At 59.6% G+C, this 15,128-nt stretch carries 14 protein-coding genes; 3 read left to right on the top strand and 11 right to left on the bottom strand.

Features of this window, described 5'->3' with window-relative positions:
- From H6B31_RS01975 to H6B31_RS01965, 3 genes are all read left to right on the top strand, one after another.
- A partial coding sequence (locus tag H6B31_RS01975; RefSeq protein ID WP_510186748.1) for an arsenate reductase/protein-tyrosine-phosphatase family protein occupies positions 1 to 296 on the top strand: 296 nt, incomplete at its 5' end.
- Between the two features lie 2 nt (positions 297 to 298).
- Complete coding sequence (locus H6B31_RS01970) at positions 299 to 1,312, top strand: PDDEXK nuclease domain-containing protein (protein WP_430691857.1); 1,014 nt, start codon at positions 299 to 301, stop codon at positions 1,310 to 1,312.
- A gap of 81 nt (positions 1,313 to 1,393) precedes the next feature.
- Positions 1,394 to 2,572, top strand: a complete 1,179-nt coding sequence (locus tag H6B31_RS01965) for a hypothetical protein (RefSeq protein WP_204896959.1) — start codon at positions 1,394 to 1,396, stop codon at positions 2,570 to 2,572.
- A 525-nt stretch (positions 2,573 to 3,097) separates the two neighbouring features.
- Here the strand turns inward: H6B31_RS01965 and H6B31_RS01960 are convergent.
- The 11 genes from H6B31_RS01960 to H6B31_RS01910 all read right to left on the bottom strand — a co-directional run bounded on the left by H6B31_RS01960 (position 3,098) and on the right by H6B31_RS01910 (position 15,118).
- A complete protein-coding gene (locus H6B31_RS01960; protein ID WP_204896958.1) occupies positions 3,098 to 3,811 on the bottom strand; it encodes a V-type ATP synthase subunit D in 714 nt (237 codons plus the stop codon).
- Between the two features lie 13 nt (positions 3,812 to 3,824).
- Positions 3,825 to 5,201 carry a V-type ATP synthase subunit B gene (locus tag H6B31_RS01955; protein WP_204896957.1) on the bottom strand — a complete coding sequence of 459 codons (1,377 nt, stop codon included), beginning with the start codon at positions 5,199 to 5,201 and terminating at the stop codon, positions 3,825 to 3,827.
- The gene (locus H6B31_RS01950; RefSeq protein ID WP_204896956.1) at positions 5,198 to 6,970 is read right to left on the bottom strand and encodes a V-type ATP synthase subunit A; all 1,773 of its coding nucleotides are present in this window, start codon (positions 6,968 to 6,970) and stop codon (positions 5,198 to 5,200) included. Before H6B31_RS01950 ends, H6B31_RS01955 begins: the two co-directional genes overlap by 4 nt.
- Positions 6,971 to 7,184: 214 nt before the next feature.
- Positions 7,185 to 7,493, bottom strand: coding sequence for a V-type ATP synthase subunit F (locus tag H6B31_RS01945; protein WP_204896955.1), 309 nt, complete (start codon positions 7,491 to 7,493; stop codon positions 7,185 to 7,187).
- Positions 7,494 to 7,508: 15 nt separating this feature from the next.
- On the bottom strand, positions 7,509 to 8,507 hold the full coding sequence (locus H6B31_RS01940) for a V-type ATPase subunit (protein ID WP_204896954.1): 999 nt from the start codon (positions 8,505 to 8,507) through the stop codon (positions 7,509 to 7,511).
- Between the two features lie 52 nt (positions 8,508 to 8,559).
- Positions 8,560 to 9,249 carry a V-type ATP synthase subunit E gene (locus H6B31_RS01935; RefSeq protein WP_204896953.1) on the bottom strand — a complete coding sequence of 230 codons (690 nt, stop codon included), beginning with the start codon at positions 9,247 to 9,249 and terminating at the stop codon, positions 8,560 to 8,562.
- Positions 9,250 to 9,261: 12 nt separating this feature from the next.
- Positions 9,262 to 9,786 (bottom strand): V-type ATP synthase subunit K, encoded by a 525-nt coding sequence (locus H6B31_RS01930; protein ID WP_243418797.1) that lies wholly within the window; start codon positions 9,784 to 9,786, stop codon positions 9,262 to 9,264.
- Between the two features lie 16 nt (positions 9,787 to 9,802).
- On the bottom strand, positions 9,803 to 11,752 hold the full coding sequence (locus tag H6B31_RS01925) for a V-type ATP synthase subunit I (RefSeq protein WP_204896952.1): 1,950 nt from the start codon (positions 11,750 to 11,752) through the stop codon (positions 9,803 to 9,805).
- Positions 11,753 to 12,064: a hypothetical protein gene (locus tag H6B31_RS01920; protein WP_204896951.1), complete on the bottom strand. Its 312-nt coding sequence runs from the start codon at positions 12,062 to 12,064 to the stop codon at positions 11,753 to 11,755.
- Positions 12,065 to 12,381: 317 nt separating this feature from the next.
- Entirely contained in the window at positions 12,382 to 14,214 is a 1,833-nt protein-coding gene (gene glmS / locus H6B31_RS01915) for a glutamine--fructose-6-phosphate transaminase (isomerizing) (RefSeq protein ID WP_204896950.1), read from the bottom strand.
- 337 nt (positions 14,215 to 14,551) lie between these two features.
- Positions 14,552 to 15,118 carry a sugar O-acetyltransferase gene (locus tag H6B31_RS01910; RefSeq protein WP_204896949.1) on the bottom strand — a complete coding sequence of 189 codons (567 nt, stop codon included), beginning with the start codon at positions 15,116 to 15,118 and terminating at the stop codon, positions 14,552 to 14,554.
- Between the last annotated feature and the right edge of the window lie 10 nt (positions 15,119 to 15,128).

Genomic DNA, 15,128 nt, shown 5'->3' with positions numbered 1-15,128 from the left:
AGCTGGCCCAGCACGGGATCGACTGTACTGGCAAAACGGCCCGCCAGCTCCAAAACCACGACTACGACCAGTACGATCTGCTGATTGGGATGGACCGGGAGAATCTGCACGATATGTACCGCATCTGCGGCGGCGATTTCGATGGGAAGATGCACCTCCTGATGGAGTACGCAGGCCAGCCAGACCAGGAGGTAGCCGATCCCTGGTACACCGATGATTTCGAGACCACTTGGCAGGATGTACTGGCAGGGTGCCAGGGGCTGCTTAGGCATCTTATGGTGGAAGGAGAAAAATGAGCGTGTTGATGAATTCAGGTGAGTACCTTGCTATTGTCGAGCAGGTCAAGAGGGAAATCAAAGTTGCTCAGTATCACGCTTCTGTCCAGGTAAATACTGAGATGGTGTTGCTCTACCACAGTATCGGCTTGGTCATTAACGAGCATAAAGCCTGGGGCAATAAATTCGTCGAAAACCTGGCTGCAGATATCCGGCGAGAATTTCCGGGCAGCAAAGGCTACTCCGTGCGCAATCTGAAGTATATGGCTAAATTCGCCCAGACCTATCCAGATCGGGGATTTGTGCAGACGGTGTCTGCACAAATCCCTTGGTCACATAATATAGCAATTCTGGACAAGGTAAAAGATCCCGAAGAAAGAATTTGGTACATTCAGAAAACTAAAGAAAACGGCTGGTCCCACAACGTACTGATCCACCAGATTGAGAGCAGATTATATCAACGTCAGGTGCTGGCAGACAAAGTTTCTAACTTTGAAAACCGACTTCCCTCCCCACAGAGTGAACTGGCTGTGCAGACAATGAAGGACCCATATATTTTCGATTTTATTCCCTTCAAGGAAGATATGGTGGAACGGGATATTGAGCAGGCACTGGTTAGGGATGTGACCAAGCTCCTGTTGGAGCTTGGTACCGGCTTTGCCTTCCTTGGAAATCAATATCATCTTAATGTAGGTGGTGACGATTTTTATATTGATCTTCTGTTCTACAATTTGAACTTACGTTGCTATATGGTGATCGAGCTGAAGACCGGGGAATTCAAACCAGAGTATGCTGGTCAGCTTAACTTCTACCTTTCAGCAGTAGATGGAATTTTGAAGAAGGAACAGGACAACCCCTCCATCGGTCTGCTGCTCTGCAAGAGCAAGAATGACTTGGTAGCGGAGTACTCCCTCAAAGATATGAGCAAACCTATCGGTGTCAGCGCATATCAGATCACTAGCAATTTACCGGAGGAACTGGGAAAGCAATTGCCTTCCATAGAAGATATTCAAAAGCGCATTGCAGGAAATGATTGAAAAAATACTTTTTGATTATATATAGAAAGAGGCCATATTTCGTTCTAATGTCTTTATTGTGTATTGAATAGGAGGGAAAGTATGGCTGGTACTAAAATAATTGGGATACTTACAAAGTATATTCCATTTATAGGAATATTGGTGCTGCACATTTTTTCTCTATACCGTGGAGCAACAACAGTTACGGATGAGATAAACCGTAATATACAAATTTGGACAGATACACTAATTATTAGTGCCATTATTGGCTCAATCTGCAGTTTGTTGGTTTTAGATTTGCTTAATATATTGATAACCGGGAAGACCCTAAATATTGTCCAAGATGTTTTGGAAAAAACTAGTCAAGATGCCGCTGTTATGTATAATGGAATGGTTGTAAGTTCACTTTTTCTCCCTGTAGTTTTTATAATAAATATGATTTACATAACTACGGGAAATCGCTTGTTTTTAAGTATAACAGCCATTCTGGTTACTCTTTGGAGTATTGGAATTATAATCAATATTTCTGCCGCCTATCTTGAAATGAACCACAAATATTCTCACCCTGTTATTTCTAAACTAACTGATTCTGTGATTCTTTCTGTGATTATTTGTATGATTCAGATTTTAATCACGCGAACAAATTGGGTGGGGTATATCTATAATAGTATTTACAAACCTGAAAATGAATTCTTTTTAACGCTTGGACTAATTATAGTGTTGTGCTATTTTCTCGCCATTGCTTTCTGCCATTTCTCTAATGTCTATTGTTTGGTTAGCCTTGGATTTATCAGACGGGATCTCGGTAAGATTCAGAAGAAAATTGACTACATACAAAAAAGAAAAGAGAACCAAGAAGCACTCTTGCGTCAAACAACACAAGATATAGATGAGAAAGGGGCACAAGGGAATTTTATTAAAATAATCGGATTAATTGTCCCCTTTTATATTATTCACATAAAAACATATGTCTTGGAAAGATTTTGTGCTGTATCATACCTGTTGTCATTATTAAATTTGAGAATTACAAAACTGTTTAGCGGCTTATTAGAGCCAGATCGAATCAGAATTAACCGTATTCGTTTCTGCTTGGTTACAGCTGTTGTGGAATTACTATCGTTAGATTTCATTCTATTCATTTATTTTGAGAATCATGCCCCTTGCTTAAAATTTTTTGAATTGCTGTCTACCGTAATTATTATCCCTATTTTACTATCTTGGCTTGGGGAGCTAAAATCAAAAGCGAACGGAAAAAATAGGTCTGGAATGGAGATAGAATAAAGCTGAACCTTATGATCAGAAATGTGAAAAAAGGTAAATCCATACCCGATTAAAAAGAGGTTATTCATCTGATGAAGCATATTATTAGTTCGCACGGTAGATTTTGCTTGCTTTATTTGATCTCAATGGACAGTTACAAACAAAAATAGGGCTGAATATCTTCTTTCCTCTCCCTTTTGAAATATCTAGATTGTCGTGGCTGGACACAAAAAAGGACACGACTTACGTCGTGTCCTTTTTTGTGGGTTACGCCGCCCGCAGGGCGGCTCCACCCTTCAGGATTTCAATGCTCGGGGCGGCAGAGCCGCCCCTGCGCCGAGGTTTTGCCTGCGGCAAAACGCTCGTACGGCGCACCCGCGCCGCCGGCCAGAAGGCCGGTTGGGTAGTTCCCTCTCGCGTGTCTGCATCATAGTCCGCATTTCAAACATCCATTTTAACCGTCCCTTCTACAAAAAAGGTACTGTTTGGCATTGTGCCGAACAGTACCTTTTTCTTTGGACTCTATGGAGGCGGCAAAACCGCTCCTTACCCTCCCTGGGGCGCTCCTCCGGCCGATCCAAACGCCCTTGCGGCTCTGGCGTCTTCGGCTCTCCGGTCTTCAATCGCCTCTTTCAGAACGAGTTCCTTCACCTTCATCAGCCGGATGGTGTTGGAACGCTCATTCTCATCCAGCTTCATGGAGATATAGCGGATGCTCTCCTCCATCTGAGGAATTTTCACATACTCCAGGGCGTTCACCCGGCGGCGGGTCTTTTCAATCTCCTGGGCCAGGAGCTGGCTGGTCTTTTCGATCTCCGCCAGCTTGAGCATGTCCTGAAACACTTGGGACAGGGCATCCACCGCGTCGTCCAGCTCGCCGCTGGTCTGGGCAAAGCCGTAGGGGTAGACCTCCCCGGGGTCCTGGCTTTTTGTCTTGAACTGGTACCGGGGGACATCCACCGACATGACGTTCTGGAAGGTCATCTCCAGCTCCACGCCCTGCTTGGGGTACATCAGGGACTGCTCCAGCATCTCCGGGGACATGAGGGCGGAGGCCACCGTGAAGGAGGCGTGGGCCCGCATGAGCCCCTCCTCCACCCGCTTTCGCAGGGCCCGGTTCTCCCGCACCACGTCCATGAACTGCTTCATCAGCTCATCCCGCTTGTCTTTCAGCAGCTTATGGCCCCGCTGGGCGGTCTTCAATCGTCCCTTCAGCCGGGTGAGCTCCATCCGGGTGGGATTGATGGTTGTGGAAGGCATTCAAATCCCCCCTTTAATCCTTCTTGGGCAGATACTTGTCAATATACTCGGGCTTGATGCGCTTGAGCTCGCTGCGGGGCAGGATGCTTAAAAGCTCCCAGCCCAGGTCCAGAGTCTCCTCAATGGACCGGTTCTCGTCGGTACCCTGGGAGACGTAGCGCTTTTCAAACTCGTCGGCAAACTTGGCGTACAGCAGGTCGGTGGGACTCAGGGCGGCCTCGCCCAGGATGGACATGAGCTCCTTGTTCTCCTTGCCGGTGGCGTAGGCGGCAAAGAGCTGGTTCATGGTGCCCGAGTGGTCCTCTCTCGTCTTTCCCGCGCCGGTGCCCTTGTCCTTCAGACGGGACAGGGAGGGCAGCACGTCCACGGGCGGGTTGATGCCCTTCCGGTACAGCTCCCGGGACAGGATAATCTGCCCCTCGGTGATATAGCCGGTGAGGTCGGGGATGGGGTGGGTCTTGTCGTCCTCGGGCATGGTGAGGATGGGGATGAGGGTGATGGAGCCCTCCTTGCCCATCTGACGGCCCGCCCGTTCGTACAGAGTGGCCAGGTTGGTGTACAGATAGCCAGGATAGCCCCGGCGTCCGGGGACCTCCTTCTTGGCGGCGGAGACCTCCCGCAGCGCCTCGGCGTAGTTGGTGATGTCGGTCATGATGACCAGCACGTGCATGTTTTTCTCAAAGGCCAGGTACTCCGCCGCCGTCAGGGCCATGCGGGGGGTGGCGATGCGCTCCACCGCCGGGTCGTTGGCCAGGTTGGTGAACAGCACGGTGCGGTCGATGGCGCCGGTGCGGCGGAACTCCTGGACGAAGAACTCGGACTCCTCAAAGGTGATGCCGATGGCCGCAAAGACCACCGCGAAGTTGGACTCCCCGTCCAGCACCTTGGCCTGCCGGGCGATCTGGGCGGCCAGGGCGGCGTGGGGCAGGCCGGAGCCGGAGAAAATAGGCAGCTTCTGTCCCCGCACCAGAGTGTTCAGGCCGTCGATGGTGGAGATGCCCGTCTGGATAAACTCATTGGGGTAGTCCCGGGCGGCGGGGTTCATGGCCAGGCCGTTGATGTCCCGGTACTCGTCGGCCAGAATGGCGGGGCCGCCGTCGATGGGCTCGCCCATGCCGTTGAACACCCGGCCCAGCATATCCTCAGACACGCCCAGCTGGAGGGGGTGGCCCAAAAAGCGGATTTTCGATTCCGCCAGGTTGATGCCGGCGGAGTTTTCAAACAGCTGCACCACGGCGGTGTCCCCGTTGACCTCCAGCACCTGGCAGCGGCGGACGGCGCCGTTGGTGAGCTCGATCTCCCCCAGCTCGTCGTAGGTGACGCCCTGGACCCGGTTGACCACCATCAGCGGGCCGGAGATCTCCTGAATTGTCCTGTACTCCCGGATCATAGCGCACTCTCTCCCTTCTGGGCGGCGGCCTCAAGCTGGTCCTCCATCTCCCGGTCCATGGCGGCGTAGGCCTCCCGGTACTCGCCGGCGGGCACAGACTTGGCCCGGCCAATCTTCTCCCGCACGGGGACGGCAAACAGGTCGGCGATGGCCCCGCCGCGCTCCGCCGCAGCGCGGCACCGGACGTCGTAGGCCCGGATCAGGGCCAGCATCCGCTCCTGCCGGTCGTACTCCGAGTAGGCGTCGATGTCCACAAAGGAGTTCTGCTGCAAAAAGTCCTCCCGGATCATCTTGGCGGTCTCCAGCGTAATCTGGTCGGCGGCGGACAGGGAGTCCTTGCCCACAAGCTGCACAATCTCGTTGAGGCTGGCCTCCTCCTGGAGGACGCCCATGGCCCACTCCCGGTTCTGCAGGAATTCTTTGCCCAGATGCTCGTCATACCAGGGCTTCAGAGAGTCCAGATACAGGGAGTAGGAGTTGAGCCAGTTGATGGCGGGGAAGTGGCGGCGATAGGCCAGGGAGGAATCCAGGGCCCAGAACACCTTGACGATGCGCATGGTGGCCTGGGAGACCGGCTCCGACAAGTCGCCGCCCGGAGGGGACACGGCCCCCACAGCGGTGAGGCTGCCCCGGCGGTCATCCGAGCCGATGCAGGCCACGCTGCCCGCCCGCTCGTAGAACTGGGCCAGGCGGGAGCTCAAATAGGCGGGATAGCCCTCCTCACCGGGCATCTCCTCCAGACGGCCGGACATCTCTCTTAACGCCTCGGCCCACCGGGAGGTGGAGTCGGCGATGACGGCCACGGCGTAGCCCATGTCTCTAAAGTACTCGGCGATGGTGATGCCGGTGTAGATGGACGCCTCACGGGCGGCCACCGGCATGTCGGAGGTATTGGCGATCAGCACGGTGCGCTTCATCAGGGACTGGCCCGTGCGGGGGTCCACCAGCTCGGGGAACTCCCGGAGCACGTCGGTCATCTCGTTGCCCCGCTCGCCGCAGCCGATGTAGACCACCAGGTCCACGTCCGACCACTTGGCCAGGGCGTGCTGCATCACCGTCTTGCCCGAGCCGAAGGGCCCGGGGATGGCAGCAGTGCCCCCCTTGGCCACCGGGAAGAAGGTGTCCACGATCCGCTGTCCCGACTGGAGGGGGATCGTGGGGGGATACTTGTGCTTGTAGGGCCGGCCCACCCGGACGGGCCACTTCTGCATCATGGGCAGCTCTACCTGGGAGCCGTCCTCCTGCTGGAGGACATAGACCGGCTCGGTCACGGTAAAGGAGCCGCTCTGGATGGATACGATGGTCCCCTTCATCCTGGGGGGCAGCATGATTTTGTGGAGGATGGAGTCGGTCTCCTGCACGGTGCCCAGCACGTCGCCGCCGACGACCTTGTCCCCCGGCTTCACCGCGGGGGTGAACTCCCACTTCTTCTCCCGGTCCAGGGCGGGCACCTCCACGCCCCGGGGCAGGTTGTTGCTGCCGCTCACCTCCCGGATGACCTCCAGGGGACGCTGAATGCCGTCGTAGATATTTTCGATGAGGCCGGGACCCAGCTCCACGGACAGGGGGGCGCCGGTGGTGACCACCTCCGCCCCGGGGCCCAGGCCGGAGGTCTCCTCATACACCTGGATGGAGGCCGCGTCCCCGGTCATGTTCAGGATCTCGCCGATGAGGCGCTGCTCCCCCACCCGGACCACATCGGCCATGTTGGCCTCCTGCATCCCCGTGGCCACCACCAGCGGGCCGGAGACCTTGACAATTCTTCCCATAGGCTACCTTCTTTCCGCAATGTAGAAGGCAGAATGCAGGAATGCAGAATGATTCTTCTTCTGCTTCCTGTCCATCTGCATCTGCGCTGTTTCATCCACTCTGTATTTCTGCACTCTATATTTTCTTACAGAATGTCCGATTCCTGCTCTCTGCTTTCACGCTGTCTCATTCATTCTGCATTCTGCATTCTGCATTCCTGCATTCTTCATTTCCTCACAGAATGTCCGCTCCCACCGCCCGCTCCACGGCGGTCTTGATATTGGCCATCCCAATGCCCAGGGAGCCCTCCTTGCCCGGGATCAAAATGATGGCCGGGGTGAGGGCATCCTGATACCGGGCAATCTCCGGCTGGAGCTGGGCGGAGAGCTGTTCGGTGAGGTAGAGGATGGCGAAATTCTCCTTTGCCATGCGGTGGAGGGCCTGCCGGGCCTCCTCCGCATTTTCCGCGGGGCACACCTCCAGGCCCAGGGCCTGGAAGCCCAGGACGCTGTCCCGGTCCCCGATGACGCCGATTCGATACATCTTCCTCCACCTCCGTTACACATAGGTCTCCCGCAGCCGCTCCCGGATGGCGGCCCCGTCCAGGCCCGCCCGCCGGGAGGCCAGGATGGTGCGGATGGCGGTGAGCTCCGCCTCCTTGGCGTACAGGTAGGCGATCACCGTCTCCTCCCCGAAGGGGACCCGCTTGGCGTCGGAGACGTACCGGGTGACGGCATTGTCGCACTCCCGCTCAAAGGCGGTGAGGGGGCCCCCCGCCGGGCGGGCCGCCTTGGCCCCCAGCTGGGCGGCCTCGGCCAGGGGGCCGGTCTGGAACAGACTGCCCAGGTCCTCCCCCCGTGCGGCAGCCAGCGCCTTCTCCGACACATTGCCCCCGGGCAGCAGCACCTGGAGGAGGAAATCGCTCCCCTTCTCCATCCGGGCCACCCGGACGGCGGTGCGCAGGTTGGCCGCGTCGATACACAGACGCACATAACCCTCTAAAAACGAGCTCTTGCAGTCCCGGGCCAGCTGGGCCATCTCCTCAAAGCAGGCCCGGTCCAGGGCCACGTCGGAGCGCTGGGGGTCCCCCGTCTCCTTCAAAATGGCCCGGGCCTCCTGGACCGCCCGCTGAAAGGCGGGGCTGACTCCGGACAGGTTCTCCTTCTGGTACCCGTCCGCCAGCAGCTCCGGGTCATACCGCCCGCCGGTTGAAAGGAGCCGGCGGGCATCTGCCCCCATGGCCTCCCCCTTCACCAGGGCCTTGGCGTTGTGGTAGTCGTACTTCATCTGAAACAAGTCAGCCACCCTGGGGTCGGGGACCGCCCCCCGGATCTCCCCAAAGGTCTCCGCCCGGGTCTGGGCCAGCAGCCCCTCCAGGCTTTGGCCGGAGACGCCGTCCGTCCCGCCGTATCCGCACTCGGAGAGGACCTTCAGGGCCTCCCCCTCGTCCCGGGCGTCGATCATCCGGTCCATGCGCTCCCGGGTGAGCATCCGGTTCTCCATGGCGTGGATGCGGGCGGAGATGGTCAAGTAATCCGTATCTCTTTTACGGGACAAAATACCACCCCTTTCGGGTCTGTCCGGCCGGCCGCCTGCGGCGGCCGGCCCGTTAAGCACCAAACAAGATCTCCGCCGCCGGCTTTTCCAGCTTCTCCCGCTGGATGCGGAGCATGGATTCGAAGGAGCAGTTGACCTCCACCGGGCCGTCCACCAGGATGAAGCCGCCCCGGATGGGCCGGGTCTCCTCCGACAGGGTCAGAAGGCCGGTGCCCGTGATCTGGGCGGTGGCGTTGTTCACCATCTTGCCCAGGAAGGCCCCCACCTTGGAGTCGGTGAGGGAGTCGGGCAGCTCGGGGGCCACCTCTTTCACCAGGGCCTCGTTGGCGGCCACCACCACCGCCTTGCCGATGCGGCTGCGGTCTTTCTGGGAGAAGATGAGCTGCTCCCGTCCGGTGGTCACCGCCCGGAGCACCAGGGCGGTGAGGAGCTGGATGTACTCCTCATCGGGGAGGGTGCAAAGCCGCTCCAGCGCCTGGTCAAAGGCCTCAGTGAGGACCTCCTGCTTGGCGGAGAGCTCCAGCTTCCGCCGCTCCATCTGGGCCGCGGATTTTAGGCGCTCCAGGCGCTCCGCCGCCGCACGCTCACCCCGGGCAAGGATCTCTCCCCGCTCCTTGTCCGCCTGGGCCTGAGCCTGGGCCTGGAGCGCGGCGATCTGCTCGTCGGTCTGGGCGTTCATGGCCGCGATCTCCCGGTCCGCGTCCTCCTGGATACGGGCCGTAATTTTTTCCATTCCGTCCATGGGCTCACCTCATCAGGCGCTGATGTTGATGAGCATCAGCATGGAGGCCAGCAGGGACAAAATGGCGTAGAACTCCACCGTGATGCACAGCACCATGCCCTTGGACCAGTCGTCCGGCTTCTTGGCCAGCAGGTTGATGGAGGCCGCCGCCACCCGCCCCTGGGCGATGGCGGAGAACAGGCCGCCCAGCGCCATAGGCAGGCAGGCCACAAAGTACTGCATCCCCTGGGCGATGGTCAGATCAGGCAGGGTGCCGCTGAGCAGGCCCATGCGGAAGATGGCGAAGAACCACACCACCAGACCGTACAGGCCCTGGGTGCCGGGGATGACCTGAAGGATCATCACCTTGCCGAATTTCCCGGGGTCCTCGCACAGCAGGCCGGCGCCCGCCTCACCGGCGATGCCGGTGCCCTTGGCCGAGCCGATGCCGCTGAGCACCGCCGCCAGGCCCGCCCCCAGCAGAGCCAGGGCCAGGCCGCCGATACTGCCCAGGAAGGTCACACTCTGCTGCATCTCAATCAGTTGATTCATGTCCATGGTCGCGTCCTCCTTTTTATTTCACCACGTCGTAATACTTGGTCGTCAGGTCCATGGGGCGGAAAGGTCTTCCCCCGTCCACGTAGAAGTTCTTGAAGAACTCCAGGCACTGGAGCCTCAGATCGTGGACATAGCACCCCAGCAGATTCAGAGCAAAGTTCAGGGCGTTGCCCGCCAGAGAGATCGCCAGGAAAATCACCACATTTCCCGGGATGGCCCCCAGGGTATTGAACACCTGGGCAATCACCGACCCGGCCAGCATCAGGGCCATCAGCCGGGAGTAGGAGAGGATATCTCCGAAGTATCCGGTAATGTGGTTGTAGAGGGAGCCGAAGATCCCGGTGATCTTCCCCAGCCCCTTCCCGGTAACCAGAGGTCCGGCCACCACCAGCACCAGGCCGGCGTACAGCACCAGATTGGTCACCCCCAGCGCCATCAGCCCCAGGCCCACGAAGACCACCCACCAGGTGATCTCCTCCCAGAAGGCGTCCATAAACTTTCCGGCGCGGATCTTCTGGACCACGCTGATAGCCATGCCGGTGACGATCTGGATCAATCCCAGGCACATGGCCCCCACCAGGATCATCATGGTGTCGTTCAGCGGGGTGAACAGGGCGGGCAGCACAATGGGGTTCTCCATCCCCATCACCGTGGTCAGCTGGGTGAGGAAGTCCCCGAAAAAGCCGCCGGTGACCGCCCCCATCACAAAGGTACTCACACCGCACAGGCCCAGCAGGGCGAAGAAGTTCCACATGCCTCCCTTGGGCCGCACCTTTTTCAGCACGAACACCGAGCCCAGCATCATCAGCAGACCGTACCCCATGTCCGCCAGCATGATCCCGTAAAACAGGATGAAGAAGGGGGCCATCAGGGGGTTGGGGTCCAGGGTCCCATAGGCGGGCAGGGAGTACATCTCAGTCACCATGCTCAACGGCCGGGTGAACCAGTTGTTTTTCAGCTGGACCGGCACCTGGGGGTACTCCTCCTCCGCCGGGTCCTCCAGCTCATAGGCGCAGGGGTACCGCTCCAGGGCGGCCTGGACCTTCCCCCACTGCTCCGCCGGCACCCAGCCCTGGAGCAGGAAGGTCTGCTCCGTGTCCCGGAGCTTGATCCTGCCCTCCTCCCGACGGATATCCAGGGCGGCCCGGTCCGCCGCCCGGCACAGGTCGTCCAGCCGGTCCCCCATAGAGGCCAGCTGGTCCCGGACCTGCTGCAGCTCCCCGGCGGTCTGCTCCTGCTCCCGGGCCAGACGGACATCGTTCTCCTGGGCGGTGCCCGTCCACCCCTCCATGGAGAGACGGGACCAGCCGAAGTCCCGCAGGGCCTCCAGCACCGCCTCCTGGGCGCTCGCGTGGCACACCAGCAGGCAGTACCGCAGCTCCCGCCCGGCGCTGGCCTCCCGGAGCTCCGCAAGCTCGCTGGCCGCCTGGACCGCCCCCGCCGCCTCCTCAAAGGGCCGGGCGGCGGTGAGGGTTCCAAACTGCACCAACAGACTGGGGGTGGACCTGCTCTCCAGAGGGACGTCCAGAGCCAGCCAGGGGGCCAGGGCGGCCCGCTGGGACGCCAGCTTCTCCCCCTGGGCCAAGAGGGCATTCACCTGCCGCTCCCCCGCCAGCACGTCGGCCACCGTCTGGTCCTGGCGGGCGGCCGCCTGGGGGGAACACAGGTCCTCCTTGGAGGTCTGAGGCCTGGGGGTGAGGAACCCCCGTCCCTTGGCCCCGTAGTGCTTCAAAATGCCCATGGCCCGCTCCGCCTCCTGGCGGCGGGTCTGGGCCTGGGAGAGGGCCTGGGTGTCCGGAGGGGTCAGACGGGACAGCAACTCCGCCGCCCCGCTCTCCTCCTCCCGGCCGTCCAGGGTGGGCTCGCTGACCTCCACACAGCCCAGCCGCTGGAGGGCATCCAGCAGGGCCTCCCGGTCCTCCCGCATGGCGAGCAGCCGAAGCCGCTTCATTGTCACAATGGCCATTTAATTCACGACCTTTTCTGCCAGGAAGGCGGCGGCCTCAGACAGCCGGCCCCGCGCCTCCGCTTTCAACGCCTCACAGTCCTGCCGGGCCTGGGAGAGCACCTGCTGGGTCCACTCCGCGGCCTGTGCCTCCGCCTGGGCCATCTTCTGCCGGGCCTCTCCCTCCGCCTGCTGGCGGGACTGTTCCACCAGAAGGCGGGCGGCCCGCTGGGCCTCCAGAAGCCGCTGCTTATTCTGGGTTGCCGCGGCCTCCTTCTGTTTCTTCACACGTTCCTCCAGCTCGGTCACCGCTTGAATTGCCTCTACCGCCATAAACGTCACCACCTTAATCCAGAAATTTATGCAATCTTTATGCCTGTTACCTTCATTCTAGGCGAAGTCACAGAAAAAAGCAAGGAAATTCTGATTTCTTTTTAAAGTTTATCCAAATTTTATGTCTTTTTCCCGCGTCTATTCAAATATTTCCGATGTTTTTCTCATGCTTTCTCCCCTTCCTCACCGGATACAGTGTGCGCAGGCAGGTCTTTTTTTACTCCAGCCCAACAAAAACACCGTTGCCATCCATAGAAGAAGGCCCGCCGTCTGATGATGCAGACGGCGGGCCTTGGACTTATTCTGAAAGGTGCGCATCACTCCACGGTGACGCTCTTGGCCAGATTCCGGGGCTTGTCGATGTCGCAGCCCCGCATGAGGGCCACATAGTAGGCGAACAGCTGCATGGGGATGACCTCCAGAGAGGGCAGGAACATAGGGTGAATATCGGGGATGGAAAGGGCGCTGTCCACCAGGGCGGCCAGGGCGGCCTTATGGCTCTCGGTGGCAATGCCGATCACGTCGGCCCCCCGGGCCTTGACCTCCTTCACATTGCTCATCAGCTTGTCAAACAGCTCATTCCAGCTGGCCAGGGCCACCACCAGGGTGCCGTCCTCGATGAGGGAGATGGTGCCGTGCTTCAGCTCGCCGGCGGCGTAGGCCTCCGAGTGGATGTAGGAGATCTCCTTCAGCTTCAGGGAACCCTCCAGTCCCACAGCGTAGTCGATGTTCCGGCCGATGAAAAACACGGAGTCGTGGTTAAAGTAGATGGAGGCGTAGTACTGGATCTCCTCTGTGTGCTTCAAAATCTCCTCCGCCTTGCCGGGCAGGAGCTGGAGCTGCTCCACCAGCTCCCGGTACTCCTCCGGACCGATGCGGCCCAGCAGTCCGGCAAAGTGGATGGCCAGCAGGTAGATCACCGCCAGCTGGGTGGAGTAGGCCTTGGTGGTGGCCACGGCGATCTCCGGCCCGGCCCAGGTGTACAGCACGTCGTCCGACTCCCGGGCGATGGTGGAGCCCACCACGTTGACGATGGACAGCAGCCGGGCCCCCAGGCGCTTGGCCTCCCGCATGGCGGCCAGGGTGTCAATGGTCTCCCCCGACTGGCTGATGACCAGAGCCAGGGTACGCTGGGACACAATGGGCCGGCAGTACCGGAACTCGGAGGCCAGGGTCACCTCCACCGGGATGCGCAGCAGCCGCTCCAGGATATACTTGGCGGCCATCCCCACGTGGTAAGAGGAGCCGCAGGCGATGATGTAAAAGCGGTCCATCCCCTCCAGGTCCTCCCGGGTGATGGTCAGGTCGTCCAGCACCACCTTCCCGTCCCGGATGCGGGGGGAGATGGTGTCCTTCAGGGCCTTGGGCTCCTCCATGATCTCCTTGAACATGAAGTGCTCATAGCCGCCCTTCTCCGCCGCGGAGATCTCCCAGTCCACATGGGACCGCTCCTTCTCCTCCGGCTGGCCCAGGGAGTCGTACACCTGAACTCCGCCGGGGGTGAGCACCGCCACGTCCCCGTCGTCCAGATAGCACACCTCCCGGGTGTACTGGATCACCGCCGTCACATCGGAGGCCAGCATCTGGAAGCCCTCGCCATACCCCAGGATCAGGGGGGAATCCTTCCGCACGGCGATGAGTTTATCCGGCTCGTCGGCGCAGACAATGCCCAGGGCGTAAGCTCCCTCGATGCGGTGGAGCACCTTGAAGACCGCGTCCAGCAGATCCCCGGCGTAGTAGAATTCCAGCAGCTGGGCCACCACTTCGGTGTCTGTCTCAGAGGTGAACACCACCCCTTTGGCCTCCAGGAAGTTCTTCAGCTCCCCGTAGTTCTCGATGATCCCATTGTGGACCACCGCAATGCGGCCGGACTGGCTCACCTGGGGGTGGGCGTTCTCATCGTTAGGGGCCCCATGGGTGGCCCAGCGGGTGTGACCCAGACCCATGGTCCCGGGCACCTTGGCCCCCCCGTCCGTCAGATCGCGGAGCACCTGAAGCCGCCCCTTGGCCTTCACCACCTGGAGCCCCTTCTCCCGGTCATACACCGCCAGGCCGGCGGAGTCGTACCCCCGGTACTCCAGGCGGGACAGGCCCTCCAGCAGAATGGGCGCGGCCTGCTCCCGGCCGATAAATCCGACAATACCACACATATGAAATTTCCTCCTAATTGCAAAATCGGGAGGACAAACTCGCAGCCATTTGTGCCTCGTCATCCGGTCACAGCGTCTCTGTTTTGCGGTCGCCCGCATATTTGCCCGCTGTGTCACGCACCCGGAGAGGTACGGAAGGGCATCCGCCGAATTTTGGGGCCGGCGGGGAAATCCGCCGTCCTTTCGATACTCCCTTCTCCTCGTCGTCCTGTCTCCCCTGGGGGACAGGCGCTGGCGCTTTTGATGGGGGTCTCCCCATGGTCCTCCTTTCCTTCTGCGATGCTTGTGGATTCCTTCTATCTATCATAAACGGGCCAAGGCCCGGTTATACCCGATCTCAGGGCTCCTCCGGCAGGATGGTCCGCACCACCCGGCAGGGGTTGCCCACCGCGATCACATTGGGCGGGATGTCCCGGCTGACCACGCTCCCCGCCCCGATCACTGAGCCGGCGCCGATGTTCACCCCAGGCAGCACTGTGACGTTTCCGCCGAACCACACGTTGTCCCCCACGGCGATGGGCCGGGCAAACTCCAGCCCGGCGTTCCGGGTCTGGGCGTCCAGGGGGTGGCCGGCGGTGTAGAAGCCGCAGTTGGGACCGATGAACACATGGTCCCCAAAGGTCACCTGGGCACAGTCCAGGATCACGCAGTTGTGGTTGATCTCCACATGGGAGCCCATTTGGATGTTGAAGCCGTAGTCGCACCAGAACATGGGCTGAATGGAGACCTCCTCCCCCATCCGGCCCAGCAGCTCCCGCAGCAGATCCACCCCCGTCTCCGGGTCCTGGACCGCCGTCTGATTGAACCGCTGACACAGCTCCTTGGCCTTTTTCCGGGCCGCCAACAGCTCCGGCCCGCCCGCAAAATACAGCTGGCCAGACAGCATTTTCTCTTGTTCTGTCATGTCAGCTCCT

Origin of the sequence: Pseudoflavonifractor capillosus (assembly GCF_016899775.1) — a bacterium.
Lineage (GTDB): Bacteria > Bacillota > Clostridia > Oscillospirales > Oscillospiraceae > Lawsonibacter.
Note: the sequence above shows the minus strand (reverse complement) of the source record. Positions and strands in the feature narration are given on the sequence as shown.